This window comes from Bradyrhizobium sp. DOA1 (assembly GCF_001593325.1).
Lineage (GTDB): Bacteria > Pseudomonadota > Alphaproteobacteria > Rhizobiales > Xanthobacteraceae > Bradyrhizobium.
Genome location: NZ_JXJM01000001.1, coordinates 3,627,585 through 3,653,180, shown reverse-complemented (window position 1 = coordinate 3,653,180; position 25,596 = coordinate 3,627,585). Strand labels below are relative to the sequence as shown.

The window sequence follows — 25,596 nt, the reverse complement described above, 5'->3', positions numbered from 1 at the left end:
TGCTTCGTCGCTTCGCTCCTCGCAATGACGGAGTTTGTCGATCGGTCAAAATGCGATAACAACCTGCATCAACGTAGTTCAACCAATCACAGGAACATGAAATGACCCGCGTTCGTTGTGTCACCGAAATGGGCATGGGCGTCGACGTCCACGGCAGGGATGCCACCAAGGCGGCGAAGCGTGCGGTGTCGGATGCCATCAGGCATTCGAGCCTCGGCTTCTTCCGGATGATCGGCAAGACCGCGAACGACATGTTCGTCGACGTCACGATCGGCGTGCCCAACCCCGAAGCGGTGGACAAGGAAGCCGTTGCGAAGGAGCTGCCCTATGGCACCGTGACCGTCACTGCCGTCAAGGGCGGGCTGGAGATTCCTTCCGCGACGGAAGTGGCCAACGATCCGATCCTGATCGCCAACGCCGCCGTCATCGTCAGCTTCGACAAGGACTAGGTCGGTGCACGACAGCGATGAGGCGCTGCTGGATCGTCCGATCTGGAGCGCGCTGACGACCAGCCACAAGCATCTGGCCGAGGGTGGCCCGCGCGCGCTGCGCTATCCCGTCGACATGACGCCGTTTGCCGACATGATCGACATGTCCGCGGCGAGCTTTGCCGCACTCGGCGATCTAATGTCGGGCTCGCAGGTCGCCGTGCTGTTCACGCCTGAGCCGGTCGACGTGCCCGCCGCCTTCAAGGTCGTGCTCGCCGAGACCGGCGAGCAGATGATCGGCTCGCCGGCCGATAGCCCGCTGCGCGACGCCGAGATCGTCACGTTGGGCGCCGCCGACGTGCCGGCCATGATGGCGCTGACGGAGCTGACCAAGCCCGGGCCGTTCGCGGCGAGGACGCACCAGCTCGGTACGTTCCTCGGCATCCGCATCGGCGGTGAGCTGGTTGCGATGACCGGCGAACGGATGAAGCCGGGCAAGTTCACCGAGATGACGGCCGTCTGCGTCCATCCCGACTATCGCGGCCGCGGCTATGCGCAGGCGCTGCTCGCGGCGGTCGCGCGCCAGATCGAGGCGCGCGGCGAGTTTCCATTCCTGCACGTATTCTCCCACAACACGTCCGCCATTGCGCTGTACCAGCGGCAAGGCATGACGATCCGCCGTCGCCTGCACATCACCGTGCTGATGAAGCTGGAATAAGCTTGGCCGCGGGCTTCCTCCCCGGCGAATTCGCGCTATATCCATCCGAGCCATCATTGGGGAAACGCATGGACGCCAGGACACCCGATTTTTCCGCCGCACGGACGGCGATGCAGCGCTACGTCGATCAGGAGATCATACCGGGCGCGTCCTGGGCGGTGCTGCGCGGGCGCGAGGTGGTCAACCAGCAATGCGTCGGCTTTGCCGATCGCGAAGCGAAGACACCGCTGCGGCCCGACCATATCTTCCGCGCATTCTCGAACACAAAGATCTTCGTCACGTGCGCGATCATGCTGCTCGTCGAGGAAGGCCGCATCGGGCTCGACGATGCCGTCGAGACATTCCTGCCGCAGCTCGGCAATCGCAAGGTGCTGAAGCGGGGCGCTTCGAGCCTCGCGGATGTCGAGCCCGCAAAAGGCTCGATCACGATCCGTCAGCTTCTGACTCACACATCGGGTCTCAGCTACGGAATCTTCGATCCCGGCACGGTGCTGTTCAAAGGCTATAACGAGGCGCGCGTGCTCAATCCGCTGACGCCGCTCTCCGACATGATCGACAAGCTTGCCGATCTGCCGCTGTCCTACCATCCCGGCGAGGCCTGGGAATATTCGGTGGCAACGGATGTGCTCGGCCGTGTCGTCGAAGTCGTCTCCGGCCAGCCGCTCGACGCCTTCTTCAAAGCGCGGATCTTCGATCCGCTCGGCATGACCGATACCGGCTTTTACGTCCCTGAACAGCAGCAGGGCAGGCTGGTCGCACTCTATAACGGCGCCGACGTGCTCGATCCCATGAAGCCCGGCCTGACCCGGGCCGACCATCTGCCTTATCCGCAGGCCTATCGGAGGCCGCTGCCGCGGCTGTCGGGCGGCGGCGGGCTGGTCTCGACCTTGCCCGACATGCTCGCGCTGGTGCGCGCGCTGCTGCCCGGTTCCGACGCGCTGCTGAAGCCGGAGACGCTGCGGCTGATGATGACGAACCAGCTGCCGGCAGGCCGGACGATCCGCTTCGCCAATCTCGGGCCGATCCCCGGCAAGGGCTTTGGTCTCGGCGGCGCCGTCACCTTCGCGCCGACGCCGTTCGATCCCCCGAACTCCACCGGTGAATTCCAATGGGGCGGCCTTGCCGGCACCCATTGGTGGATATGCCCTGAAGCGAACACTGCCGGCGTGCTGATGGCGCAGCGCTACATGGGTTTTTGGAATCCGTTCTTCTTCGAGTTCAAGCGCCTGGCCTATCAGGCCGTTGGAGCTTGACGCGAAGGGGAGATTTGGCTCGCCGATCCGTGCCGCGACACCAGCGGGAGGCAATCGCCTCCCGCCTTTTGTCTCGTCAGTCCTTCCACGGATCGAACTCGCCTTCGCCGGCCATGGCGACGGCGAACGGCCGCAGCGTATGCAGCACGCGCACGGTGCCGGCGTGCTGCGCCAGCACGTCGGGCAGGCGGCGATAGGCCATCGGGCTCTCGTCGAGGTCGGCACCGATCAAGGTGACGCCGCGCTCGTTGAGCCACTGGTCCATCTCCGCACGCGAGAAGCGCCGCTTCGCCTCTCTCCGCCCGAACAGGCGGCCAGCGCCGTGCACGGTCGAGTAGAGCGAGGCCTTGGCTTCCGGACTATCGACGCCTTCGAGGATGATCGCGTCGTCGCCTATGGAGCCGCCGACGAATCCCTTCTGGCCGGGAAACGCCGGCGTCGCGCCCTTGCGCACCACCCAAAGATCACGCCCGTCGTGGGTCTCACGCCAGGCATAATTGTGGTGGTTGTGCACGCTGTCGGTCACGCTGCCGCCGATGATCTGGCGGACGCGTTCGACCACCCACTCGCGGCCCGCATAGGCATAGCGCCCGGCGAGCTGCATCGCCGCGATGTAGCGGCGGCCGAGCTCGCTATCCTCGTCGACCACCGCGGGCGGAACGTTCATGCCGTCCTTGCCGCCGGCGGCCTTGAGGTAGCGCGTCGCGGAGGTATGTCCGAGACCGCGGCTGCCGAAATGGACGCCGATCCAGACGAAGCCTTCTTCGTCGCGCATGAGGTCGACATAGTGGTTGCCCGATCCGACCGTGCCGAGCTGGCTCACCGCTTTCTGGCGGTAGGACTCCATGTCGCTCTCGCGCCAGGCATCGCCGTCGTCGAACAGATCGTGCTCGGCCCGCTCGGCGTTGGCGCGGCCCACGCCGAACGAGATGGTCCTGGCGACGTCGCGGATGATCGTCGGGACGAGACCTGCGATGTCGTCGAAGCGCGTGTCGAGCCGAGCCGCCATGTTGCCGCAGCCGATATCGAAGCCGACGCCGGAGATGCTGATCTGCTTCTCATAGGCGATGACCCCGCCCACCGGCTGCGCATAGCCGAGATGGCCATCGGCGCAGATCACGCCGGACACGACATTGCCGACAGCCATGCAGTTGCGCATCTGCGCGATGGTCGCGTCCTCGTGCGGACCGAAGACCTTCAGCGGCGCATTCTCGAAGCGGGCGTCCTGCATCCGGAACTCGGCGATCGAGCTCGCGGTGGCGTTGGCCTCGCGCGCCAGATGCTCCTTGCGCGCGGCATCCTTGTACAGGCACCAGGCCGGCTGGCCGCGTCCTTCGCCGACGCGCGAGTCGGGATCGATGCCGGCGGCGAGGCAGAGCTCGCGGGCGCGTTCCATGTAGGGATCGGGTCGTCGCATGGTCTTCATTCCTGCTTCACATCTTGGAGAATTCGCTGGCCCCGAGCGCGGTGTTCCGCGTCCGGGGCCGTTGTCGTCGCGCATCAATTCAACGCCGTCTCGGATGCTGCGATCCACGCGACCACGGCCTCGGAGAAGCCGTTGACGCGGGTCCAGGCACCGTGGCCTACACCGTGCTGATACGAGGCCACGTTGACCATGGTGCCCAGTGCTTTGGGCTGGGGCACCTGGTCGTGGCTCTGCTCGTCGGTGAAGACGATCAGGCGATCGCCCTTGCGGTCGATCTCCGTGACGGCCTTGCCGAGATAGGTCCCGCCATGCGCTTGCGAGTTGATGATCGCGTCCCGCAGTGCGAAGCCGCGGCGGGGCGGGACCTTCACGACCTCATTGCTGAAGGTGAAGATCTCGACCTCGTCGCAGATTTCGCGGGCAAGGATGGCAAGGCCACACGCCGCCTCCGCGCGTGTCATTTCCGACTGCGCGGAGAGCGTCGCGAACATCGAGCCCGATACGTCGATCAGGAGCCGGGTGCGGCCCGGGAACCGGACATGGTCCTTGACCGACTTGAGCATCGCAGCTTCGAGCTCGGGCTCGAAGTCCGGCGCATAACGCGCCGCCGTGATGAAGCGGTAGGGAAGGATACGATCCGTCCGCATCGCCTCGATCGCGCCTGCGATGGTCTCGCGCGGGAACTGCGCCGTCTGCATCAGGCGCAGATTGCGCAGCAGCGCCAGGCCGCCGAGCTTCTTCTCGGCGATCAGCCGCTCGAAGGTCTCGCGCTTGCTCTTGCCGGCCGAGAGCGAGACCTCCCAGGTGTCGGGGGAAGCGAGTTCGCCATCGACGAGCTGCTTCCACACCTTCTCCTGCTCGGCGTCCTTCGGCTTGGCGTGTACCAGGAACAGCACGTCTCTGATCCGCACCGCGCCGTCGCGGTCCCATTTGGCGAGCTGGTAGGCGTCGAACTTGGTCAGCGCGCGGGCAAGGCCCTTCTTGACCTGCGCGGAGACCGGCTGACGCTTGCGCTGCTGCTGAGGGCCGAGCGCATCCGCCCAGTAGATCGCGAGCAGCTCCGTCATCTCGTCGGGACGCTGGATCACCTGGGCAAGCGTGTCGGCAACGAGGGCGCGGTGCTTTTCGTTGCGCGCCATCTCGCGGACGACGAGCAGCGGCGCATGCCGCAGCTTCATCACGTCGCGCGCCTCGATCGCAAGCTGCGCGACGCGCGCAGGCGCGACCTTCGGCACCAGCGTCTTGATGCGGTCGGCGATCGCAACGCCGTCCTCGTAGAACTGGTCCTCCCATAAGAGGCAGTTCATCAGCGCCCGCTTCAGCTCCATCTCGGGCGTGAAGCGAATGGCGCGGGCGCCCTCACGCGTGAAGGCGCGAACGATCTTGTTGAGCCTGACCATGACGGCCTCCTCTCGGGTTGATGGGGGAATGAAACGGGTGCCGGGGAACAAACGAGGCTGTTCGTGCTCTATCCGCTGAGCTACGGACTGACGTCCGGGAGGATTCGAACCTCCGACACCGAAGTAACAGCGCTCTTCACCACCGGCGGTGGAGACGAGAAAGACACGATCCGGGAACAGGCGATGCTGAGACCCCGGCCTGCAGCTTACCCTGCAGGCCAGGTAGCGCTCTATCCTCTGAGCTACCGGTGCATAGTACACCGGGCGGGATTCGAACCCGCGACCTCTCGATTATCAGTCGAAGTAACAGACATCTTCACCACGGACCGTGATGGGGTTGGCGGGGAACGGGCGATGCTGTTGCTGCCCTGTCGGGCAAACTGAGCTACGGCATTTCAGCCGGCGGGAGACGAACCCGCGACCTCCGTTCTGGCAAGCCAGCACGGCGCTCTAACCGAAGTAACAGTCATCTTCACCACCGCCAGGCCGGTGCTTTCACACCGGCCGTTGATGGGTTGCTGGGGAACGGGCGATATCGGCTTTCAGTGACGACAACGCAGAAGCTGTCCTTGCGGACAGATCCTGCGCCGGGCCGCGTGCGTACCTTTTCCGAGGCCGCATCCCGGTGCGTGTGTCAAAGGCGGGAGGCATACCCGCTTTGCCTTGCGGAGAAGTATCCGAGATCTTCACCACCAGCATCGGTTGAGCCGCGATCATTGCGGCCAACCGATTTCAAGAAAATTCTATCGCGGCGCTATCGACGCGCCGCAATTTGCGAACCCTCTGGGTTCGCTCTGCCATCGGTGTCCGGCTCATCGCCTCGTTCCCTCCGGCAGGCCCCGCGCACTTGGGCACGCGCCTTCTCAGCGCGAGCCCCGGGATCCGGGTCTCCCGTTCCGGCCAATGCCGGGATGTTCGGTTGAGCCGCGCGGCGGGCAACAAAAAACCCTCCGGAGCGGCAGGCTCGGGAGGGTCCGTGAGAAGCGGACGGTCGATCTTGCGGTCAGGCAAGATCGCTCCCATGAGCCGGGCATGCGACATCGAATAGCTTGGGGCTATTCGGCATGCGGACAATTCTTTCGTAGCGGTTCGACATCGCTCGGTTCATGGTCTGTCGCGAACGGAAGTATTCGCGAGGCCGCGGGACATACGCCTGCAACTTGCGGATGTCAAGCGAAGCGCGTGTGAAAATTGCAGGACACCGACGACAAGACACCTGTCGTGCCGAACTATCTTGGGCTCGATGGATTTCGCTTCGGCTGGGTCGCAGCCTGGATCGACGCGCGCGGCGATCACGGCTTCGATTATTCGCCGGGCCTGACGCGCCTGCTCGCGATGCCGCATGCACGCGCGATGATCGACATGCCGATCGGTCTGGAGTGGAGCGGGTATCGCGCCTGCGATTGGCGGGCGCGTGAGCTGATCGGCGCCTCCGTATTTCTCGGCGCGCGCCGCGACCTCTGGACGTTTGCCGACATGGCCGCGGCCAATCGCCATTATTGGAAGCAGGAAGGCAGGGGCAGGGGCGTGTCGGCGCAGCTCTGGAACATCAGGGACAAGCTCAAGGAAGTCGACGACGTCATGACGCCCGCGCGGCAGGCGACGGTCGGCGAAGCGCATCCCGAATTGATCTTCTGGAATCTGGCCGGCCGCGTTCGGCTCGAGCCGAAGACGTCGGCGCGCGGGAGCGAGCAGCGCATTGCCCTGCTGAAAGATCGAGGCTTCACCAGCATCGAAAGATGGCTGACGCTGCGCCACGGCACCGGCATCGGCCGCGACGATCTCATCGATGCCTGTGCGTGCGCGGTCGCGGCACGCGACAGCACGCACACCGTCGGCGATGGCAAGACCGATCCGCGCGGCTTGCGGATGGAGATCAACTACTGAAGCGGCTTATCCCTCGCGATCGCTTCCGCTTCCATTGTAGCCGCGACGATGATGAGTATGCTGCAGACGAACATCGTCCTCATCGAGGCTTGCTGCTCTTTTTTCGTACTCCTCGGCCATCGCCTGCAATCGCTGCGCGGCGTCGCGATGCGCAAGCTCACCGGCGACACGGCGACAACGCTCGGCATGGTCGAGTAGGGCGCGCTTCTCGATGCTCATCCGCTGACAACGCATGGAAGGCGCAATGGTCCCCTCGCGCAGCAGCGGAACAGTGCGCAGGCTTCTTCCACAATGCGGGAAAAAGTAGCAATATTTTCGGTCGGATCAGGAACATGGCATTTCAGCAGACGTTTAAGCAATGGCTGCTGAGGGACAAAGACCATGTACGACGTCTGCCAGTGGGCAACCGCGATGCTCGCGATTGCCTTTACGGCTCTGCTTTTGATCACGGGCCAGCGGTTCACTGAGTATCGACTGCAGTATCAAGTGAGGACCCCGATCGTGGCGTTGGCAACGCTGCCGCCTTAAGCCTTCCACGGGACGAAGAGCGACTTGCGCCGTGCGGCGTCTTGCCTAGATTGGGCGCGCCTCAGTCCATGCTCCGAAGGTCCCGATGTCCGATCTGTTCGCCTTTCCCATCACCACGCGCTGGCCGGCCAAGCATCCCGAGCTGCTTCAGCTCTACTCCTTGCCGACACCCAACGGCGTCAAGGTCTCGATCATGCTGGAAGAGATCGGATTGCCTTACGAGGTCCATCTCGTCGATTTCGGCAAGGACGACCAGAAGACGGCCGAGTTCCTCTCGCTCAATCCCAACGGCAAAATCCCGGCGATCCTCGATCCCAACGGCCCCGGCGGCAGGCCGCTGCCGCTGTTCGAGTCCGGCGCGATCCTGCAATACCTCGCAGAGAAGACCGGCAAGCTGCTGCCGGTGGACGCCGCGCGTCGCTACCAGACCATCCAATGGGTGTACTTCCAGATGGGCGGCATCGGGCCGATGTTCGGTCAGGTCGGCTTCTTCCACAAATTCGCCGGCAAGGATTTCGAGGACAAGCGGCCCCGTGACCGCTACGTCGACGAAGCCAAGCGCCTGCTCGGCGTGATGGAGACGCATCTCGCCGGCCGGCAATGGTTCATGGATGACGACTACACCATCGCCGACATCTCCATGCTCGGCTGGGTGCGCAATCTCATCGGCTTCTACGGCGCGGGCGATCTGGTCGAATTCACCCAGTTCAAGTCGGTCGGTGCCTGGCTCGAACGCGGCCTTGCGCGTCCGGCGGTGCAGCGCGGACTCAACATTCCGCAGCGGCCCTGAGGCTAGAACAGCCGTCCGCCGTTCGGCACGGGCTTGCTCGGCTGCACAAGCACCACCTTTCCGTCGGCATCGGGAAAGCCGAGCGTCAGCACCTCGGAGACGACGGGCCCGATCTGGCGTGGCGGGAAGTTGACGACGGCGGCGACCTGTTGCCCGACCAGCGTCTCCAGCGGATGATTTTCGGTGATCTGCGCCGAGCTCTTGCGCACGCCGATCGCAGGGCCGAAGTCGATCCACAATCGCCAGGCCGGCTTGCGCGCCTCCGGAAACGGTTTTGCGTCGACGATGGTGCCGACGCGGATATCGACCGCGAGGAAGCTGTTGAAATCGATGGTCGGCGATGTGGCGGCTGCAGGATCGTGGGTGACGTGCATGATCTGTCCGTTTGGAGGTCTGGCGTGGTTCGCAATATTGTCGCGCGAACCGGAGTTTCGTACAACGCCGCAGCCGAAGCATCACGCATGCGCGAGGAACGATTTGCCCAACATCATCTACGGCATCAAGAACTGCGACACCATGAAGAAGGCGCGCGCATGGCTCGACAGCCGTGGCGTCGCTTACGAGTTTCACGACTACAAGACGGCGGGAGTGGAGAAGGACAAGCTCAAGCAGTGGAGCGACAAGGTCGGCTGGGAGACGTTGCTCAATCGCGCCGGTACGACCTTCAAGAAGCTGCCCGATTCCGACAAGGAAGGCCTGAGCGAGAAGAAGGCGCTGGCGTTGATGCTAGCGCAACCATCGATGATCAAGCGGCCGGTGTTGGAAATCGGCGGCAAGCTGCTGGTCGGCTTCAAGCCGGACATCTACGCCAAGGAAGTCAGGACCAAATAAACTTCGGTGCCGGGCCGCGCCGACCGTTAGTTCAGTTCGATAATTTCGGCGGGAACGCTTGAGCTGGACTGGTCGGCAAGCTCGACCACGTCCGCCGCCGCGATGCGGCCAGGGGCGCGATGAAACAGGTCGCGATCGATCACGGCGCGTAGCCGGGGACGCGGTGGCGCGTCATTTCCGCGCATCAGGTTCTTGATCTCGAAGCCGCCGTCCTCGCAGAAGGTCTTCACCGACGCGATGATATGGCTGACCTTGTCCTCGGTCAGGAACGGCAGCAGCAGCCGCTCATAGGCGACGATGCGTCCGTAGCTATCGTCGACATCGGCAACGCTGTAGATCGGAAGCCCGCGCGCGACGCATTCATGATAGGCGGGCATTACGAAGGGGGCGAGCCGCGGTCCGACATAGTCGTGCAGCAGGATGCCTTTGCCGGTGTGCCCATAGGCGCGCGAGATGCGCGTGTTTTCGCTCTGGATGATCAGGTGCGGTGTCGGCCCCGAGCCATCCACCGTGTAATAGATGAGATCGGACAGCTCTTCCTCGAGGCGCGCGGGCTGGTACTCCCAGATCGCCGGTGCGACCTGCTGGCGCGCATAAAGTCGCAGCCACGTGTTCAGGAGATCACGCTGCCTGATCGACTTGACGACGGAGGGCGCGGCGCTTGCGAAATCCAAAACAATATTCCCGGCATTCAAAAGCCCGCACATGATCCTCGCCGCGGGAAAATTTTCTATGAAGGCTGGCGCGCGGGACGAAAGACCGTTAACGACGACTTGACGACCGGTGCTTTTGCGAACCGGGAGGCCGGGCAGGCGCATCAAACATCTCCGACTAAGGGAGCATTTGTATCCCAGTCGGAGGCCTGATCTGCTCAGCTTTCCGCCTTGCCTAACCCCCGTCACCTCCGGCATATTCCGCGCCCGGAGGCGGCGTTCCGGATGGGCTCCAAGGATAGGCTCCAAGACCTCCGGAAAGCCGAAGTAAACAAGGACAGCCACGCGCGGCCAGCGCGTTGCGCGGGCAGGGGGAAATCTGTTTGGCTGATGAGTTCATTCTCGAAACGGAAGGCTTGACCAAGGAGTTCGCGGGCTTCTTCGCCGTACGCGACGTTGCGCTCAAGGTTCGCCGTGGGAGCATCCATGCGTTGATCGGCCCGAACGGGGCCGGCAAGACGACCTGCTTCAACCTTCTGACCAAGTTCCTCAAACCGTCTGCCGGGAAGATTCTGTACAAGGGGCAGGACATCACGGCGATGGCGCCGGCCGACGTGGCCCGCATGGGTCTGGTTCGTTCGTTCCAGATTTCGGCGGTATTTCCGCATCTCACCGCGCTGGAGAACGTCCGCGTTGCGCTTCAGCGCCAGCACGGCTCCTCGTTCGACTTCTGGCGTTCGAAATCCGTGCTCAACCGCTTCAACGACCGCGCGCGCGAGCTGTTGAACGATGTCGGCCTCAGCGAGTTTGCCAACACGCCCGCAGTCGAGATGCCCTACGGGCGCAAGCGCGCACTGGAGATCGCAACGACGCTGGCACTCGACCCTGAGATGATGCTGCTGGACGAGCCGATGGCCGGCATGGGCCACGAGGACATCGACAAGATCGCGGCGCTGATCAAGCGCATCTCCGCGAAATACACCATCCTGATGGTCGAGCATAATCTGAGCGTCGTGGCCAATCTCTCCGACATCATCACCGTGCTGACGCGCGGGCAGGTGCTCGCGCAGGGCCATTACTCGGAGCTCACCAAGGACGAGCGCGTCAAGGAAGCCTATCTGGGAGCCGGTCATGCCTGACACTGCGATCGCCGAGGCTCCGGTAAAGGCTGCGACCGGTGGAAACATCCTTCAAGTCCGCAACCTGGAAGCCTGGTACGGCGAGTCCCACATCCTGCACGGGATCAACTTCGACGTGAATGCGGGCGAGGTCGTCACCCTGCTCGGGCGCAACGGCGCCGGCAAGACGACCACGCTGAAGTCGATCATGGGCATCATCGGCAAGCGTACCGGCTCCGTGAAATTCAACAACCAGGACATCATCCGCGCGACCTCCGACAGGATCGCGCGGATGGGCATCGCGTTCTGCCCGGAGGAGCGGGGGATATTCTCCAGCCTCGACGTGCGGGAGAATCTGATGCTGCCGCCGGTGGTCCGGGAAGGCGGACTCCCGCTCGATCAGATCTTCGATCTGTTCCCGAACCTGAAGGAGCGGCTCAAGAGCCAGGGCACCAAGCTGTCGGGCGGCGAGCAGCAGATGCTGGCGATCGCGCGCATTCTGCGCACCGGCGCGAGCTTCCTGATGCTGGACGAACCGACCGAGGGCCTTGCGCCCGTCATCATCCAGCAGATCGGCCACACCATTGCGCGGCTCAAGAAGGAGGGCTTCACCATCCTCCTGGTCGAGCAGAACTTCCGCTTCGCATCGACCGTCGCCGACCGTTACTATGTGGTCGAGCACGGCAAGATCATTGACGGGTTTTCCAACGCCGAGCTTGCCGCCAACATGGACAAGCTCCACACCTATCTCGGCGTCTAGAACGCCAAAGAAGAATTGAAAAAGGAAAGTTGCATGAACACCAGGTCGATTGCGTCATTGCTGCTGACTACCGCGCTGACCTTCGCCGCGGCAGGCGTTGCATCCGCGCAGGACAAGACCGTCAAGATCGGCGCGCTGTCGGATCAGTCCGGGCTCTACGCGGACCTCGGCGGACCGGGCTCGACGCTGGCGGCACGAATGGCCGTCGAGGATTCCGGCTTGGCGGCGAAGGGCTGGAAGATCGACATCATCTCGGGTGACCACCAGAACAAGCCCGACATCGGGACCACGATCGCGCGGCAATGGTTCGACGTCGACAAGGTCGACATCGTCGTCGACGTGCCGAACTCGGGCGTCGCGCTGGCCGTCAACAACGTCGTCAAGGAGAAGAACGGCGTCTACATCAATTCGGGTGCGGCGACCTCCGACCTCACCAACGCACAGTGCTCGCCCAACACGGTGCACTGGACCTACGACACCTACATGCTGGCCCATACCACCGGCCAGGCGCTGGTGAAGGCCGGCGGTGACACCTGGTTCTTCCTGACAGCCGACTACGCCTTCGGCGCCGCGCTCGAGCGCGACACCACGGCTGTCATCACTGCGAATGGCGGCAAAGTGGTGGGTGGCGTCAAGCATCCGCTGAACACGCCGGATTTCTCCTCGTTCCTGCTTCAGGCGCAGGCCTCCAAGGCCAAGATCATCGGTCTTGCCAATGCCGGCGGCGACACCACGAACACGATCAAGCAGGCGGCCGAGTTCGGCATCGTCAAGGGCGGTCAGAAGCTCGCGGCACTGCTGCTGTTCCTCACCGACGTCAAGGCCATCGGTCTGGAGACGGCACAGGGCCTCAACTTCACAGAGACGTTCTATTGGGACATGAACGATCAGACCCGGGCGTTCTCCAAGCGTTTCGCGGAGAAGATGAAGAACAATGCGCCGCCGACCATGGTGCAGGCCGGCGTTTATTCGGGTGTTCGTCATTACCTCAAGGCACTGGAAGCGCTGGGCGGCAACCCGCATGACGGCGTCAAGATCGTCGAGAAGATGAAGTCGATGCCGACCGAGGACGACCTGTTCGGCAAGGGCGAGATTCAGCCCAACGGCCGCACCATCCACAGCGCCTACCTCTTCGAGGTCAAGAAGCCCTCGGAGTCCAAGGGGCCGTGGGATTTCTACAAGCTCGTCGGCACGGTGCCGGGCGACCAGGCGTTCACGCCGCTGTCCGAGAGCAAGTGCGCGCTGCTCAAGAAGTAAGACCAACAGCCCGCCGGCCGCGAGCCGGCGGGCAGCTCTAGGGAACGCCGAAGGGACCGGGTGCGGGATCGATGCAGGCTCTTTACGCTCAGCTACTGGTGGGACTGATCAACGGCTCGTTCTACGCGCTGCTCAGTCTCGGACTTGCCGTGATCTTCGGCATGCTCAACATCATCAACTTCGCCCACGGTGCGCTCTACATGATGGGCGCGTTCGTCGCCTATTTCCTGTTGAACCTCGGCGGCATCAATTATTGGTGGGCGTTGCTGCTGGCGCCGATTATCGTCGGCATCTTCGGCATGATCCTGGAACGGACCATGCTGCAATGGCTGACCGGGCTCGATCACCTCTACGGCCTGCTGCTGACCTTCGGCATCGCGCTGATCGTGCAGGGCGTCTTCCAGAACTATTTCGGCTCCTCGGGCCTGCCTTACGCCATTCCGGACCAGCTCAAGGGCGGCATGAATCTCGGCTTTATGTTCCTGCCGATCTATCGCGGCTGGGTCGTCGTGTTCTCGCTGGTAGTGTGCCTTGCGACCTGGTTCCTGATCGAGAAGACGCAGCTCGGCGCTTACCTGCGCGCCGCCACTGAAAATCCGACGCTGGTGCGCGCCTTCGGCATCAACGTGCCGCGCATGATCACGCTGACTTACGGTCTCGGCGTCGGCCTTGCCGCGCTCGCCGGCGTGCTCTCGGCACCGATCAACCAGGTGCGGCCGCTGATGGGCGCCGACCTCATCATCGTCGTGTTCGCGGTGGTCGTCATCGGCGGCATGGGATCGATCATGGGCTCCATCATCACCGGCTTTGCGCTCGGCGTGATCGAGGGCCTGACCAAATATTTCTATCCCGAGGCCTCCAACACCGTCGTGTTCGTGCTGATGGTGCTGGTGCTCTTGGTGAAGCCAACGGGATTGACGGGAAGGGCAGCCTGATATGACGACCCTGACGGACGACACGCTGCCGGTAAGTCCTCGCGCCATGCGCGACGAGATGATCGTTTTCGTGGTGATGGCGCTGCTGCTGGCGGCGGTGCCGTTCACGGGAGTCTACCCGTTCTTCGTGATGCAGGCGCTGTGCTTCGCGCTGCTCGCCTGTGCCTTCAACCTACTGGTCGGCTATGGCGGCCTGCTGTCGTTCGGCCACGCGATGTTCCTGGGAACGGCGGGCTATTGCAGCGCGCATGCGCTGAAAGTGTGGGCGCTGCCACCCGAGCTCGGCATCCTCGTCGGTGTCGTCGCGGCGTTCGCGCTGTCGATCATCACCGGCTACATCTCGATCCGCCGCCAGGGCATCTATTTCTCGATGATCACGCTGGCGCTGTCGCAGCTCCTGTACTTCATCTATCTCCAGGCCCCGTTCACCCATGGTGAGGACGGCATCCAGGGCATCCCGCAGGGGCGCATGTTCGGCGTGCTCGACCTCTCCAAGCCGACGGTGCTCTATTACGTGGTGCTGGTCAGTTTCCTTGCCGGCTTCCTCCTGATCTTCCGCATCATCAACTCCCCGTTCGGCGAGGTGCTGAAGTCGATCCGCGAGAACGAGCAGCGCGCCATCTCGCTGGGCTACCGCACCGACCAGTACAAGTTCCTGGCCTTCGTCCTGTCGGGCACGCTGGCCGGCTTTGCCGGTGCGCTGAAGGTGTTCGTGGCACAAAACGCCTCACTCACCGACGTGCACTGGTCGATGTCGGGCGAGGTCGTGCTGATGACGCTGGTTGGCGGTCTTGGCACCATCTTTGGTCCCGTGGTCGGCGCCTTCGTGATCATCGCCATGCAGCAATATCTGGCGGGGTTTGGCCAATGGGTGACGGTGATCCAGGGCGCGATCTTCGTGGTCTGCGTGCTCACCTTCCGCCGCGGTGTCATCGGCGAAATTGCGCATTACTTCCGGCGGTCGCTCTAAGTAGCTGATTTGACTTCGATTTACTCGCCGCTGGAAAGCGGTGGATGATCCGGCTCCGCGCGCGAGATGACACGCGCGCGGATCGAAAATGGTCTATGACAGTTTCATGACAGCCCGTTCGGGCCTGACCATTTCCAGCCGGTAGCCTATCCCCATGATGCGATGGTTTCGTGCTTTCCTGCCCAAGGAAGAACGCTTCTTCGACCTGTTCGACCGTCATGCCCAGACCGTGATCCAGGGCGCGATCGCGCTCCAGGGCATGCTGAACGGAGGCGAGGAGACGCCGGTCTATTGCCAGAGGGTCAACCAGTTCGAGAACGATGCCGACAACATCACCCGTGAGGTGCTGACGGCGGTGCGCCGCACCTTCATCACCCCGTTCGACCGCGGCGACATCAAGAACCTGATCACGTCGCTGGACGATGCCATCGACCAGATGCAGCAGACCGCCAAGGCGGTGATGCTGTTCGAAGTCCGCACCTTTGAGCCGCCGATGCGCGAGATCGGTGGGCTCCTGATCGAATGCGCCAATCTGGTCGGACGCGCGCTGCCTTTGATGCAGTCGATCGGCCCGAACGTCGCCATGCTGACCGCGATCACGGAAGAGCTGGGCAAGTTGGAGGGGCGCGTCGACGATCTCCACGACATCGGCCTGAAGGAGCTGTTCCTCAAGCATCGCGACGGCAATGCGATGGATTTCATCGTCGGGGTCGAGATCTATGACCATCTCGAAAAGGTGGCCGACCGCTTCGACGACGTGGCCAATGAGATCAACAGCATCGTCATCGAGCAAGTGTAGGGCGGGCCGCCGTGGATGCTGCGTTGGGTCTCCCCATCCTGGTCGGCTTGATCGCCGTCGCGCTGCTGTTCGACTTCCTGAACGGCCTGCATGACGCCGCCAATTCGATCGCGACCATCGTCTCGACCCGTGTGCTGCGGCCGCAATTCGCGGTGTTCTGGGCTGCGTTCTTCAATTTCATCGCCTTCCTGGTGTTCGGGCTGCACGTCGCCCAGACCATCGGCACAGGCATCATCGATCCCGCCGTGGTCGATGCCCAGGTGATCTTTGCAGCACTCGTCGGCGCCATCGTCTGGAACCTCGTGACCTGGGCACTGGGCATCCCGTCTTCGTCGTCGCATGCGCTGATCGGCGGGCTCGTCGGCGGCGGTCTCGCCAAGGCGGGCATTTCGGCGGCGGTGTGGAGCGGATTGTCCAAGACGGTGCTGGCCATCGTGCTGTCGCCCCTCGTGGGCTTCCTGCTCGCGATGCTGCTGGTGGCGATCGTATCCTGGGCCTCGGTGCGCTCGACGCCGTTCGCGGTGGATCGCGCCTTCCGCATCCTGCAATTCGCCTCCGCCTCGCTCTATTCGCTCGGCCATGGCGGCAACGACGCGCAGAAGACCATGGGCATCATCGCCGTGCTGCTCTACTCGCAGGGCCATCTCGGCAGCGAATTCTCAGTGCCGTTCTGGGTGGTGCTGTCCTGCCAGGCCGCGATGGCGCTGGGCACGCTGATGGGCGGCTGGCGCATCGTGCGCACCATGGGCCTGCGCATCACCAAGCTGACGCCGATGCAGGGGTTCTGCGCCGAAACCGGCGGCGCCGTGACCCTGTTCATGGCGACATTCCTCGGCGTTCCCGTCTCGACCACCCACACCATCACCGGTGCCATCGTCGGCGTCGGCGCCGCCCGCCGCGTCTCGGCGGTGCGCTGGAACGTCGCCAGCTCCATCGTCTATGCCTGGGTGATCACGATCCCGGCCTCGGCAATCGTCGCCGCGCTGACCTGGTGGGTGGTCCAACTCGTCAAGTGACGAGCTTCAGCCCGATGATGCCGGCAACGATCAGCCCGATGCTGGCAAGCCGGAGGGCGGTCGCCGGCTCGCCGAACAGAAAGATGCCGAGCGTCGCGGTGCCGACCGCGCCGATCCCGGTCCAGACCGCGTAGGCGGTTCCCACGGGCAGTGATTTGAGCGCGAGCCCGAGCAGGATGACGCTGCCGGCCATGGCCGCCAGCGTGACGACGGACGGAACAAGCCGGCTAAAGCCCTCGGTGTATTTCAACCCGATCGCCCAGGTGATTTCGAGAAGACCGGCGACGAACAGGATGCTCCAGGCCATGACGACCCTCCATTCAAGGCAGGGTCGTCCCCGCTGAGGTGCTGAGAAACGGGAAGGTCGTCCCTCCCAAGGGCCGATATGGGGCTGGCCGGAAGGCCCTGCAATCACCAAATGAGGCTTGATCAGGCCCATTTTCCCTGCCAAACGCTCCCGCCATGTCCGACATCGCCACCACAGCAGCCGAATCGCCGGCCCGTTCTCCGCTTGCCGCCGAAGTGGCGCGGCGACGGACCTTTGCGATCATCTCCCATCCCGACGCCGGCAAGACCACGCTGACCGAGAAGCTGCTGCTGTTCGGCGGCGCCATCAATCTCGCCGGCCAGGTCAAGGCCAAGGGCGAGCGGCGCAACACGCGGTCGGACTGGATGAAGATCGAGCGCGAGCGCGGCATCTCGGTCGTGACCTCGGTGATGACCTTCGAATTCGAAGGCCTCGTCTTCAATCTCCTGGACACGCCGGGCCACGAGGACTTTTCGGAAGACACCTACCGCACGCTCACCGCGGTCGATTCCGCAGTCATGGTCATCGACGCCGCCAAGGGCATCGAGGCGCGGACCCGGAAGCTGTTCGAGGTGTGCCGCCTGCGCGACATCCCGATCATCACCTTCATCAACAAGATGGACCGCGAGAGCCGCGACGTCTTCGAACTGCTCGACGAGATCGAGAAGACGCTGGCGCTCGACAGCACGCCGATGACCTGGCCGGTCGGCCGCGGCCGCGACTTCCTCGGTACCTATGACGTCGTCAACGGCGGCGTGCGCCTGCTCGAAGGCGGCGGCGCCAAGACCGGCGCGGCGCAGCAGATCGAGATCGAAGAGCTCGCCAAGCTGAATGCGAACCTCGACGTATCCGCGGTGAAGGACGAGCTCGAGCTCGTCACCGAGGCGTCGAAGCCGTTCGAGCTGGAAGCGTTCCGCGAAGGTCATCTGACGCCGGTCTATTTCGGCAGCGCGCTGCGCAATTTTGGCGTCGGCGACCTCCTGGAGGGCCTCGGCAGCTTCGCGCCCGAGCCGCGCGCGCAGGACAGCGACCAGCGCAAGGTCGAGGCCACCGATCCGCGCATGAGCGCCTTCGTGTTCAAGATCCAGGCCAACATGGACCCGAACCATCGCGATCGCATCGCGTTTGCGCGGCTCTGCTCGGGCAAGCTCAGCCGCGGCATGAAGGCCAAGCTCGTGCGCACCGGCAAGAGCATGCCGCTGTCGAGCCCGCAATTCTTCTTCGCGCAGGATCGTTCGGTCGCGGACGAAGCCTTCGCCGGCGACGTCGTCGGCATTCCCAATCACGGCACGCTGCGCATCGGCGACACCTTGACCGAGGGCGAGGATTTCAACTTCGTCGGTGTGCCGAGCTTTGCGCCGGAAATCGTCCGCCGCGTTCGTCTCACCGATGCGATGAAGGCGAAGAAGCTGAAGGAAGCGCTGCAGCAGATGTCGGAAGAGGGCGTGGTGCAGGTGTTCCGGCCGCGCGACGGTGCGCCGGCGCTGGTCGGCGTCGTCGGCGCGCTGCAGCTCGACGTGCTCAAGGCGCGTCTCGAGGCGGAATATTCGCTGCCGGTGGAGTTCGAAATCAGCGAGTTCCAGCTGGCGCGCTGGGTCTCTTCGGAGGACCGCAAGAAGCTCGACACCTTCATCGCCGCCAATACGTCGAGCATCGCCGACGACGTCGACGGCGATCCCGTCTATCTGGCCCGGAACGAGTTCTATCTCGGCTACACAAGGGAACGCGCCGAGGGCATCGAGTTCACCAACGTCAAGGACGTCAAGAAGAAGGGGTAGTGCGCCCGCTCGCGCGCGCGCATGTGAACAGCAGTGGGCTTGACGCGGCCATTGACGACGCCACGTCTGTGAAGACGGCAGGGTGAGCTCAAAGCATGTGGCGCAGCATCCTCATTCTCCTCCCGCTTGCGACATCAGCCGCAGCCGACGCGAGGCCGCGGCAGATCAATCCGATCCCGTTCGCGCACGAGCCGTGCAGCGTGCTCGACGGCCGGCCCTGCACACCGTCTTATTGCAGTCCGCTCGAGCCCGGCCCCTGCATTCCCGAGATCGACTACCCCTATGGCCAGAACCTCCAGCTCACGATCCAGAGCGTGCCGTCCGAGGCCGACCGCGCCAAATACCAAAGGCCCGATCACGATCTCGACACCATCGGCGACCTCTTCGCCGAGCTGCGCAGCTGCTGGTCGCCGCCATCGGACAATGCGCGTGCAGGCATGCAGATGTCGGTGCGCTTCAGCTTCAACAAGGCAGGCGGCCTGATCGGCCCGCCGCGTCTCACATACGCGACCGCGGGCGTGCCCGTCGAGATCAGAACCACCTATCTCAGCGCGATCAATTCATCGCTCAAGGCCTGCCTGCCGTTGAAGTTCACCAGCGGACTCGGCGGCGCGCTCGCGGGACGGCCGATCGCTATCCGCTATGTCGACAATCGCGAGCTCGGCAAATAGCTCTATCCCCTCATCCTGAGGAGCGCGTCCTTCACGCGCGTCTCGAAGGATGGAGGCCGAGCTGCAAGACCCGGGCCTGTATGGTTCGAGGCGGCGCTTTTGCGTCTCCTCACCATGAGGGGTGAGAGTTGCGAGCGGCCGCCGATCGATGATACCTCAGAGGCGGGGGCGCTTGCCGAAGGGAGGGGCACCTTGAACCGTCACCGGTTAATGTGTTGTTGTTGAAGCAGGCATCCCTGGGGGACAAATATGCTGCGCAACATCGCTAAGCGGCTTTTCGGGAAGCCGTCCGAGGACTGGGCGCCGTCGGTCGATGCCGAGTATTCGGACGTCCTGAACGGCCGCATTGATGTGTTTGGCGCGCTGCGGTCCGGCCAAGTCGTGCTTGTCCGGAACATCGAACCGATCAAAGCCGGGCGTTTGAAAATGATCGAACTCGCGGGTCCTAAGGCCGCGCCCGAGCTCGAACTGTTCTACCGTACTGGGGCTGCGCCCTCTCTGGACGCGCTGCACGGGCTCAGCCACGCCATTAAGGATTTCCGTTCGAAGCGATTGTGGTCTCGGCTTTTCCACGACTTCTTCTCTGCGATGAAACTGCCAGATCCGACGCTTTACGACGGCGGCATACCGCGGTTGGTTCTACCGCTGCAGATCGTAGACGCAGCCAAGGCGTCGGGTCGTTTCGAGGGCACGGATTTTCAGCGAGCGACCCCGGCTGGGCTGAGTGAGATTTTTATGCCCGCGCCGGCGAACATCCATCGCGACTTCAACCGGCCGCACCACCTGTTTCAGTTCAACATGTGGTTTCCCCTCCATGACGCGGATGCGGACGGAATCCTGCGCGTCTATCCTCACCTGTACCGGGAGCCCATATTCGACCAGAACTGCACTCCGGAGGCGCTCGCGGCGCTCGGCAAGCACGCGGAGTTCACGCTTGCCTTTGGCGACGCAGTGCTCTTCCACGGCGAGCAACTTCACACGTCGCCCATTGCCTCATCGGGCGGCAGGCGCCAGTCCGTCGACTTCCGAGTTGCTGTCGACTGTCACGACGACAACGGGCATTACCGTCAGGGTTTCCTGAGCTCCCGTAACTTCGATGTGGTTCCGGGTGTTGGATCGGCCATCGACCTGATCATCGAACTGGAGGGGACGGGCGGGATACTCGACCAACGGCGGCACGCTGAATCCTGAAGGCATTCGACGCGCTGCCTTTCGCAGAAGACCGATATCTGCTCTTTGCCTCCAGAGCGACCGATCCACGGCTCGTCGTGCAGGCGCTGCACAAGGTGATCAGCCTCACACCAGACTACTTCTGGGCTCTCAAGGCCGGTGAGATCGCGGCCAGTAAAGCCATGGGGAGCCTGGTCTCCGACGCGTCGATCAAGGTCCGACAGCTGGCTGAAGGTCACGATAAGCGTCCCGATTACATGGTGGTACAGTACGGCAATGCTCCCAACGAGCTCGGCCCCGATGCCGCGCTCGCTGCGATAGACCGTCTTGGCCAATCGGCGTGATGGAGAAGAGATACTTTCCGGCTTTGGAACCTTTGCGCGGACTGGCCGCGCTTATGGTGATCCTTGTTCATTGCGTGGTCACTTGGACGCCAGAGTTCTCGGTTGGCTTCCAGAACCTGTTGCTCATCCCGATCAGCGGGAGAGCGCCGGTCATTTTATTCTTCGTCCTCAGCGGTTTCGTGCTGGCGAGTTCGTTCGATGGCTACTCCTTTCGAGCTGTGACCGGTTACTATGTACGTCGGCTGTTCCGCATATTCCCGCTGGCGTGGGTTGGCCTCATCATAGCCCTTCTTGTCGCGGCCCTGACTCGCCAATGGGTACCCGACTTGCCCTTGAGTGGTTGGTTGAGGCCGGCGTTCACCGCGTCGACCGATCAGCTGCCTGGCTCTCTTCTCTTTGCGAACAACGGTATCAACCCGGTCTACTGGACCCTGCACGTCGAAATCGTCGGCAGCATAGTGTTGCCGCTTATGTTGCTCAACGCACCGCTGGCGCTGATTCTCTGCTTCGGCCTGCAGTTCTGGCCCACCCATCTCGTTCCGCTTTGGGTGATGACGAACATGTTGCTGTTCAGTTTCGCCGCCGGCGTGCTGGCCTTCGGGCTGGTCGAGAAGGTCCAGTTTCGCCTTGAACGTTACTGGGGCATCGGAGGCGCGATCCTGCTCGTCTTCGCTCACGCCGTGATCGGCCCGCGATCATTCTCGGGTTGGCACCTGGGCTCTATCGAGGCGCTCCGCATCAACCTCGGCGCGATGGATAATCTAGGACTTTTGGCCCAGCACAGTTTAGAGACCATCGGCGCGGCCGTCTTGGTTGCCGTGCTCGCTTGCAACCCCATTAGGCTGTTGCAGGCGGCGCCACTACGCATGCTTGGCCAAATCTCCTACTCCGTCTATGTCGCGCATATTCCCGCGCTTATCTTGGTAGCAGCAGCCGTCTCCCTCGTCACCGCCGATCCGACCCTGCGGCTCGCTTTAATGGTCGTGATTACCGTTCCTCTCTCGGTGGCTGTCGCAACCATGCTTTATCTCGTCGTCGAGAAGCCAGGCATGGGGTTAGGACGCAACCTCCAGTCCGCTGTCCTCGGGTTGTCGAGCTTCGCTCCTCGGGAGGTGAGGCACACTGTCGATAGCGCCGAGCGACGCCAAGACCTCGAAAGCTGCGCAGCGCCGGAAGGTTACTCGCCCGACGAAGCTTCCGCGAAGACGGCAGGGCAGGCGACGGACACCGGGTTGAGCGCGAGCACGTGAATAGTCGCTCGAGCAGGCCGCCATATTCCTGAGATGCCGCTCAAGTTCACCAGCGGGTTCGGCAGCGCGCTCGCGGGACGGCCGATCGCAATCCGCTATGTCGACAATCGCGAGCTCGGCAAATAGCGCTATCCCCTCATCCTGAGGAGCGCGTCCTTCACGCGCGTCTCGAAGGATGGAGGCCGAGCTGCAAGACCCGGGCCCGCATGGTTCGAGACGGCGCGTTGCGTCTCCTCACCATGAGGGGTCAGAGTTGCGAGCGGCCGCCGATCGATGATACCTCAGAGGCGGGGGCGCTTGCCGAAGGGGAGGATGTTGTGGGTCTGCTGGTGATGGTCCTGGGGCTGGTGCTGTTTTTCGCGGCCCATGTCTTCACGACGAAACGCAAGGCGCGCGCGCAGGCGATCGCGAAATTTGGCGAGGGGACTTACAAGATCCTCTATTCCCTGGTTTCGCTGGCGGGGCTCGCGCTGATCATCTGGGGCTATGCCCATTACCGCAGCACCGGCTGGATCGACGTCTGGTATCCGCCGAAGGCGATGAAGCACATCACGCTCGCACTTATGCTGCCCGCCGTCATCCTGGTCGTGGCCTCTTACTTGCGCGGCCGCATCTATGCGACGCTGAAGCATCCGATGCTGGCGGGCATCAAGCTGTGGGCCGCCGCGCATCTGCTCGCCAATGGCGATCTCGGCTCGATCATCCTGTTCGGCTCGTTCCTCGGCTGGGCGGTGTATGATCGCATCACGCTGAAGCGTCGCACCGACGGCGGCGCACCGCCGATCCCGGTCGGCGGCGTCAGCAACGATCTGATCGCGGTCGCGGTCGGCGTCGTCGCTTACCTGGCGCTGGCCTTCGCGTTCCATCCGGTCGTGATCGGCGTCCCCGTGATCGGGGTCTAGCCGGTCAGCACAAGACCCGGACGTTCATGCGCGGAAGCTGACAAGAGCAACAAGCCGAGGTTCTTCGATGGATTGGTCGCATTCTCAGATTCCGCCGATGCGGCTCGAGGCGCGCTTCGGCGATCGGGTGGTGCCGGCATTTGCGGATCGGCCCGCGAGTCTTTGGGCGATGATCGCCGACGCCCGCGATCGCAATGCCGATGGCGAAGCGCTGATCTGCGGCAATGTCCGCCTGAGCTGGCGGCAGGCGGTGGAGCAGGCCGCGCGGATCGCGGCTGGCTTTCGCAAGCTCGGCCTGCAGCGCGGCGACCGCGTCGCTATTTTGCTCGGCAACCGCATCGAATTTCCGCTGCTGCTGTTCGCCGCCGCCCATGAGGGGCTGGTCACCGTGCTGCTCAGCACGCGCCAGCAAAAGCCGGAGATCGCCTATGTGCTCGCCGATTGCGGCGCCAAGATCCTGATCCACGAGGCCTCGCTCGCCGAGCGGTTGCCCGATTCGCAGGATACGCCCGATCTGATCCATCGCATCGCCATCGATGACGATCCGGGCCGGTCCCGCTTCACCGCGCTTTCCGACAACGCGCCGGCGCCTGCGCCGGTCGAGGTGAGCGAAGAGGACACCGCGATGATCCTCTACACCTCGGGCACGACCGGAAAGCCAAAGGGCGCGATGCTGGCCCATTGCAACATCGTCCACTCCTCCATGGTGTTCGTGTCCTGCCTGCAATTGACCGCAGCGGATCGCTCGATCGCGGCGGTGCCGCTCGGCCACGTCACCGGCGTCGTCGCCAACATCACGACCATGATCCGCTGCGGTGGCGCGCTGATCATCATGCCCGAGTTCAAGGCCGCCGATTACCTCAAGCTCGCCGCGCGCGAGCGCGTCACCTACACCGTGATGGTGCCGGCGATGTACAATCTCTGCCTGCTCCAGCCCGATTTCGACGGCTACGATCTATCGAGCTGGCGCATCGGCGGCTTCGGCGGCGCGCCGATGCCGGTTGCGACCATCGAGAAGCTCAAGGCGAAGATTCCCGGCCTGAAGCTGATGAACTGCTACGGCGCGACCGAGACGACGTCGCCCTCGACGATCATGCCGGGCGAGCTGACCGAGAGCCATATCGACAGCGTCGGCCTGCCGTGCCCCGGCGCGCGCATCGTCGCGATGGGGACGGACGGGCGCGAGCTGCCTCATGGCGAGATCGGCGAGCTCTGGATCCAGAGCGCCTCCGTCATCAAGGGCTACTGGAACAACCCGAAGGCCACGGCTGAAAGTTTCACCAGCGGATTCTGGCACTCCGGCGATCTCGGCTCGGTCGACGCCGATGGCTTCGTCCGCGTGTTCGACCGGCAGAAGGACATGATCAACCGCGGCGGCCTGAAGATCTATTCGGCCGAGGTCGAATCCGTGCTGGCCGGCCACCCCGCCGTGGTCGAGAGCGCGATCATCGCCAAGGCCTGTCCGGTGCTGGGCGAGCGCGTCCACGCCGTCGTGGTGACCCGCAGCCCGGTCGCCGACACCGATCTGCGGGCCTGGTGCGCGGAGCGGCTGTCCGACTACAAGGTTCCTGAGACCTTGGCGGTTACGGCCGAGCCGTTGCCACGCAATGCCAATGGCAAGGTGCTGAAGCGGCAGCTGCGGGAGCTGCTCGGAAGCTGAGCCGGGCAGGCGGTTCTCCCGGGCCTTTCCGGGGTGGTTAACGCCTTGATCGGGCTCACTTTGCCTTGCCACCGCCATATCGTTAGGGTACCTCGCCGCCACGTGGGGAACGGGATTCCTGACGCGAACGCTTTGGCGCGCGCACCCGAATGGGCATGGGATTGGCATAAGTGTCTGATTTATTTGGCGAAGTCGACGAGGAAATGCGTCGCGAACAGCTCAAGAAGCTGTGGGACAAGTATTCGATCTACTTCATCGTCCTGATGGTGCTGATCGTCGCTGGCGTCGCCGGCTGGCGCGGCTATCAGTATCTGGAGTCCAAGAAGGCCGCCGAGGCCGGCGCGGCCTTCGAGAAGGCCGTCGAGCTGTCCGAGCAGGACAAGCACGCGGACGCGGAGAAGGCCTTCACCGAGCTCGCCGCCAAGGCCCCGTCGGGCTATCGCACCCTGGCGCGGCTCCGCGCTGCGGGCGAGGCCGCCAGCCGCGATCCCAAGGCCGCGACAAAAATGTATGACGACATCGCCGCCGATCGCAGCGTCGGCGGCGAGTGGCAGGATCTGGCCAAGCTCCGGGCCGCCGGTCTCGTGCTCGATAGCGCGAGCTATGCCGACATGCAGCAGCGGCTGGAGGCCTCCGCCGCGCCGAAATCGACCTTCCGCCACAGCGCCCGCGAAATGTTGGCGCTTTCGGCTTGGCGCAACAACGATATGACCGCGGCCCGCAAATGGCTCGACGCGATCTCCGA

27 protein-coding genes are annotated in these 25,596 nt (G+C 63.6%); 22 read left to right on the top strand and 5 right to left on the bottom strand.

The features are described from left to right. The first annotated feature begins 101 nt into the window (after positions 1 to 101). The 3 genes from SE91_RS17425 (at position 102) to SE91_RS17415 (ending at position 2,399) form a co-directional block, all read left to right on the top strand. Positions 102 to 449 (top strand): Lin0512 family protein, encoded by a 348-nt coding sequence (locus SE91_RS17425; protein ID WP_018646107.1) that lies wholly within the window; start codon positions 102 to 104, stop codon positions 447 to 449. Positions 450 to 453: 4 nt separating this feature from the next. Beyond that, a complete protein-coding gene (locus SE91_RS17420; RefSeq protein WP_061848446.1) occupies positions 454 to 1,146 on the top strand; it encodes a GNAT family N-acetyltransferase in 693 nt (230 codons plus the stop codon). Positions 1,147 to 1,214: 68 nt separating this feature from the next. Continuing rightward, positions 1,215 to 2,399, top strand: coding sequence for a serine hydrolase domain-containing protein (locus tag SE91_RS17415; RefSeq protein ID WP_156489658.1), 1,185 nt, complete (start codon positions 1,215 to 1,217; stop codon positions 2,397 to 2,399). Positions 2,400 to 2,475: 76 nt separating this feature from the next. Here the strand turns inward: SE91_RS17415 and SE91_RS17410 are convergent, their stop codons facing one another. Both SE91_RS17410 and SE91_RS17405 read right to left on the bottom strand, forming a co-directional pair. Continuing rightward, a complete protein-coding gene (locus tag SE91_RS17410; protein WP_061851178.1) occupies positions 2,476 to 3,816 on the bottom strand; it encodes an RtcB family protein in 1,341 nt (446 codons plus the stop codon). Positions 3,817 to 3,899: 83 nt separating this feature from the next. Continuing rightward, positions 3,900 to 5,225, bottom strand: coding sequence for a vWA domain-containing protein (locus SE91_RS17405; protein WP_061848444.1), 1,326 nt, complete (start codon positions 5,223 to 5,225; stop codon positions 3,900 to 3,902). Positions 5,226 to 6,446: 1,221 nt separating this feature from the next. On the opposite strand from SE91_RS17405, the gene SE91_RS17400 reads away from it, so the two are divergent. The 3 genes from SE91_RS17400 (at position 6,447) to SE91_RS17395 (ending at position 8,430) form a co-directional block, all read left to right on the top strand. Next, a complete protein-coding gene (locus SE91_RS17400; protein WP_061851177.1) occupies positions 6,447 to 7,112 on the top strand; it encodes a DUF429 domain-containing protein in 666 nt (221 codons plus the stop codon). A gap of 57 nt (positions 7,113 to 7,169) precedes the next feature. Next, positions 7,170 to 7,310, top strand: a complete 141-nt coding sequence (locus tag SE91_RS36355; protein ID WP_156489657.1) for a hypothetical protein — start codon at positions 7,170 to 7,172, stop codon at positions 7,308 to 7,310. A 415-nt stretch (positions 7,311 to 7,725) separates the two neighbouring features. Continuing rightward, positions 7,726 to 8,430, top strand: coding sequence for a glutathione S-transferase family protein (locus SE91_RS17395; protein WP_061848443.1), 705 nt, complete (start codon positions 7,726 to 7,728; stop codon positions 8,428 to 8,430). 2 nt (positions 8,431 to 8,432) lie between these two features. Here the strand turns inward: SE91_RS17395 and SE91_RS17390 are convergent, their stop codons facing one another. Next, positions 8,433 to 8,804 carry a tRNA-binding protein gene (locus SE91_RS17390; RefSeq protein WP_060735826.1) on the bottom strand — a complete coding sequence of 124 codons (372 nt, stop codon included), beginning with the start codon at positions 8,802 to 8,804 and terminating at the stop codon, positions 8,433 to 8,435. 103 nt (positions 8,805 to 8,907) lie between these two features. Between SE91_RS17390 and SE91_RS17385 the strand changes: the two genes are divergently transcribed. Then, positions 8,908 to 9,261: an ArsC family reductase gene (locus SE91_RS17385; protein WP_061851176.1), complete on the top strand. Its 354-nt coding sequence runs from the start codon at positions 8,908 to 8,910 to the stop codon at positions 9,259 to 9,261. A gap of 26 nt (positions 9,262 to 9,287) precedes the next feature. On the opposite strand, the gene SE91_RS17380 is transcribed toward SE91_RS17385, so the two are convergent. Continuing rightward, the gene (locus tag SE91_RS17380) at positions 9,288 to 9,968 is read right to left on the bottom strand and encodes a hypothetical protein (protein ID WP_061848442.1); all 681 of its coding nucleotides are present in this window, start codon (positions 9,966 to 9,968) and stop codon (positions 9,288 to 9,290) included. 329 nt (positions 9,969 to 10,297) lie between these two features. Here SE91_RS17380 and SE91_RS17375 point away from each other — a divergent pair, with 329 nt between their 5' ends. The 7 genes from SE91_RS17375 to SE91_RS17345 all read left to right on the top strand — a co-directional run bounded on the left by SE91_RS17375 (position 10,298) and on the right by SE91_RS17345 (position 16,769). Further along, complete coding sequence (locus tag SE91_RS17375) at positions 10,298 to 11,053, top strand: ABC transporter ATP-binding protein (protein WP_008551999.1); 756 nt, start codon at positions 10,298 to 10,300, stop codon at positions 11,051 to 11,053. After that, a complete protein-coding gene (locus SE91_RS17370) occupies positions 11,046 to 11,792 on the top strand; it encodes an ABC transporter ATP-binding protein (protein WP_008551996.1) in 747 nt (248 codons plus the stop codon). Before SE91_RS17375 ends, SE91_RS17370 begins: the two co-directional genes overlap by 8 nt. A gap of 33 nt (positions 11,793 to 11,825) precedes the next feature. Next, positions 11,826 to 13,049 (top strand): ABC transporter substrate-binding protein, encoded by a 1,224-nt coding sequence (locus SE91_RS17365; protein WP_060735829.1) that lies wholly within the window; start codon positions 11,826 to 11,828, stop codon positions 13,047 to 13,049. Positions 13,050 to 13,120: 71 nt separating this feature from the next. Continuing rightward, on the top strand, positions 13,121 to 13,984 hold the full coding sequence (locus SE91_RS17360; protein ID WP_008551982.1) for a branched-chain amino acid ABC transporter permease: 864 nt from the start codon (positions 13,121 to 13,123) through the stop codon (positions 13,982 to 13,984). A 1-nt stretch (position 13,985) separates the two neighbouring features. Next, entirely contained in the window at positions 13,986 to 14,954 is a 969-nt protein-coding gene (locus SE91_RS17355) for a branched-chain amino acid ABC transporter permease (RefSeq protein WP_008551981.1), read from the top strand. Positions 14,955 to 15,108: 154 nt separating this feature from the next. Then, positions 15,109 to 15,753: a DUF47 domain-containing protein gene (locus SE91_RS17350; protein ID WP_008551979.1), complete on the top strand. Its 645-nt coding sequence runs from the start codon at positions 15,109 to 15,111 to the stop codon at positions 15,751 to 15,753. A gap of 11 nt (positions 15,754 to 15,764) precedes the next feature. Further along, on the top strand, positions 15,765 to 16,769 hold the full coding sequence (locus SE91_RS17345; RefSeq protein WP_008551977.1) for an inorganic phosphate transporter: 1,005 nt from the start codon (positions 15,765 to 15,767) through the stop codon (positions 16,767 to 16,769). Here the strand turns inward: SE91_RS17345 and sugE are convergent. Beyond that, on the bottom strand, positions 16,762 to 17,076 hold the full coding sequence (gene sugE / locus SE91_RS17340; RefSeq protein ID WP_060735830.1) for a quaternary ammonium compound efflux SMR transporter SugE: 315 nt from the start codon (positions 17,074 to 17,076) through the stop codon (positions 16,762 to 16,764). The genes SE91_RS17345 and sugE overlap by 8 nt on opposite strands. Positions 17,077 to 17,231: 155 nt before the next feature. Here sugE and SE91_RS17335 point away from each other — a divergent pair, with 155 nt between their 5' ends. The 8 genes from SE91_RS17335 to SE91_RS17300 form a co-directional block, all read left to right on the top strand. Beyond that, a complete protein-coding gene (locus tag SE91_RS17335; RefSeq protein WP_061848441.1) occupies positions 17,232 to 18,854 on the top strand; it encodes a peptide chain release factor 3 in 1,623 nt (540 codons plus the stop codon). Between the two features lie 95 nt (positions 18,855 to 18,949). Further along, a complete protein-coding gene (locus SE91_RS17330) occupies positions 18,950 to 19,525 on the top strand; it encodes a UCP034077 family protein (protein WP_061848440.1) in 576 nt (191 codons plus the stop codon). A 249-nt stretch (positions 19,526 to 19,774) separates the two neighbouring features. Continuing rightward, the gene (locus tag SE91_RS17325; RefSeq protein WP_061848439.1) at positions 19,775 to 20,716 is read left to right on the top strand and encodes a phytanoyl-CoA dioxygenase family protein; all 942 of its coding nucleotides are present in this window, start codon (positions 19,775 to 19,777) and stop codon (positions 20,714 to 20,716) included. Between the two features lie 77 nt (positions 20,717 to 20,793). Further along, positions 20,794 to 21,039 carry a hypothetical protein gene (locus SE91_RS17320; protein ID WP_061848438.1) on the top strand — a complete coding sequence of 82 codons (246 nt, stop codon included), beginning with the start codon at positions 20,794 to 20,796 and terminating at the stop codon, positions 21,037 to 21,039. Further along, a complete protein-coding gene (locus tag SE91_RS17315; RefSeq protein ID WP_061848437.1) occupies positions 21,039 to 22,289 on the top strand; it encodes an acyltransferase family protein in 1,251 nt (416 codons plus the stop codon). The genes SE91_RS17320 and SE91_RS17315 overlap by 1 nt, the downstream gene beginning before the upstream one ends. Before the next feature lie 317 nt (positions 22,290 to 22,606). After that, positions 22,607 to 23,191: an NnrU family protein gene (locus SE91_RS17310; protein WP_061848436.1), complete on the top strand. Its 585-nt coding sequence runs from the start codon at positions 22,607 to 22,609 to the stop codon at positions 23,189 to 23,191. 67 nt (positions 23,192 to 23,258) lie between these two features. Continuing rightward, on the top strand, positions 23,259 to 24,851 hold the full coding sequence (locus SE91_RS17305; RefSeq protein WP_061848435.1) for a class I adenylate-forming enzyme family protein: 1,593 nt from the start codon (positions 23,259 to 23,261) through the stop codon (positions 24,849 to 24,851). A 170-nt stretch (positions 24,852 to 25,021) separates the two neighbouring features. Further along, positions 25,022 to 25,596, top strand: a 575-nt coding sequence (locus SE91_RS17300; RefSeq protein WP_061848434.1) for a tetratricopeptide repeat protein, incomplete at its 3' end; no start/stop codon positions are given.

Excerpts from the sequence above, each read along its gene's own strand:
- SE91_RS17405 (WP_061848444.1), bottom strand. The coding sequence starts at position 5,225 with ATGGTCAGGCTCAACAAGATCGTTCGCGCCTTCACGCGTGAGGGCGCC.
- SE91_RS17360 (WP_008551982.1), top strand. The coding sequence starts at position 13,121 with ATGCAGGCTCTTTACGCTCAGCTACTGGTGGGACTGATCAACGGCTCG.
- SE91_RS17305 (WP_061848435.1), top strand. The coding sequence starts at position 23,259 with ATGGATTGGTCGCATTCTCAGATTCCGCCGATGCGGCTCGAGGCGCGC.
- SE91_RS17415 (WP_156489658.1), top strand. The coding sequence starts at position 1,215 with ATGGACGCCAGGACACCCGATTTTTCCGCCGCACGGACGGCGATGCAG.
- SE91_RS17390 (WP_060735826.1), bottom strand. The coding sequence starts at position 8,804 with ATGCACGTCACCCACGATCCTGCAGCCGCCACATCGCCGACCATCGAT.
- SE91_RS36355 (WP_156489657.1), top strand. The coding sequence starts at position 7,170 with ATGCTGCAGACGAACATCGTCCTCATCGAGGCTTGCTGCTCTTTTTTC.
- SE91_RS17315 (WP_061848437.1), top strand. The coding sequence starts at position 21,039 with ATGGAGAAGAGATACTTTCCGGCTTTGGAACCTTTGCGCGGACTGGCC.
- SE91_RS17335 (WP_061848441.1), top strand. The coding sequence starts at position 17,232 with ATGTCCGACATCGCCACCACAGCAGCCGAATCGCCGGCCCGTTCTCCG.
- SE91_RS17350 (WP_008551979.1), top strand. The coding sequence starts at position 15,109 with ATGATGCGATGGTTTCGTGCTTTCCTGCCCAAGGAAGAACGCTTCTTC.
- SE91_RS17380 (WP_061848442.1), bottom strand. The coding sequence starts at position 9,968 with ATGTGCGGGCTTTTGAATGCCGGGAATATTGTTTTGGATTTCGCAAGC.
- SE91_RS17370 (WP_008551996.1), top strand. The coding sequence starts at position 11,046 with ATGCCTGACACTGCGATCGCCGAGGCTCCGGTAAAGGCTGCGACCGGT.
- SE91_RS17425 (WP_018646107.1), top strand. The coding sequence starts at position 102 with ATGACCCGCGTTCGTTGTGTCACCGAAATGGGCATGGGCGTCGACGTC.
- SE91_RS17330 (WP_061848440.1), top strand. The coding sequence starts at position 18,950 with ATGTGGCGCAGCATCCTCATTCTCCTCCCGCTTGCGACATCAGCCGCA.
- SE91_RS17355 (WP_008551981.1), top strand. The coding sequence starts at position 13,986 with ATGACGACCCTGACGGACGACACGCTGCCGGTAAGTCCTCGCGCCATG.
- sugE (WP_060735830.1), bottom strand. The coding sequence starts at position 17,076 with ATGGCCTGGAGCATCCTGTTCGTCGCCGGTCTTCTCGAAATCACCTGG.
- SE91_RS17410 (WP_061851178.1), bottom strand. The coding sequence starts at position 3,816 with ATGCGACGACCCGATCCCTACATGGAACGCGCCCGCGAGCTCTGCCTC.
- SE91_RS17365 (WP_060735829.1), top strand. The coding sequence starts at position 11,826 with ATGAACACCAGGTCGATTGCGTCATTGCTGCTGACTACCGCGCTGACC.
- SE91_RS17395 (WP_061848443.1), top strand. The coding sequence starts at position 7,726 with ATGTCCGATCTGTTCGCCTTTCCCATCACCACGCGCTGGCCGGCCAAG.
- SE91_RS17325 (WP_061848439.1), top strand. The coding sequence starts at position 19,775 with ATGCTGCGCAACATCGCTAAGCGGCTTTTCGGGAAGCCGTCCGAGGAC.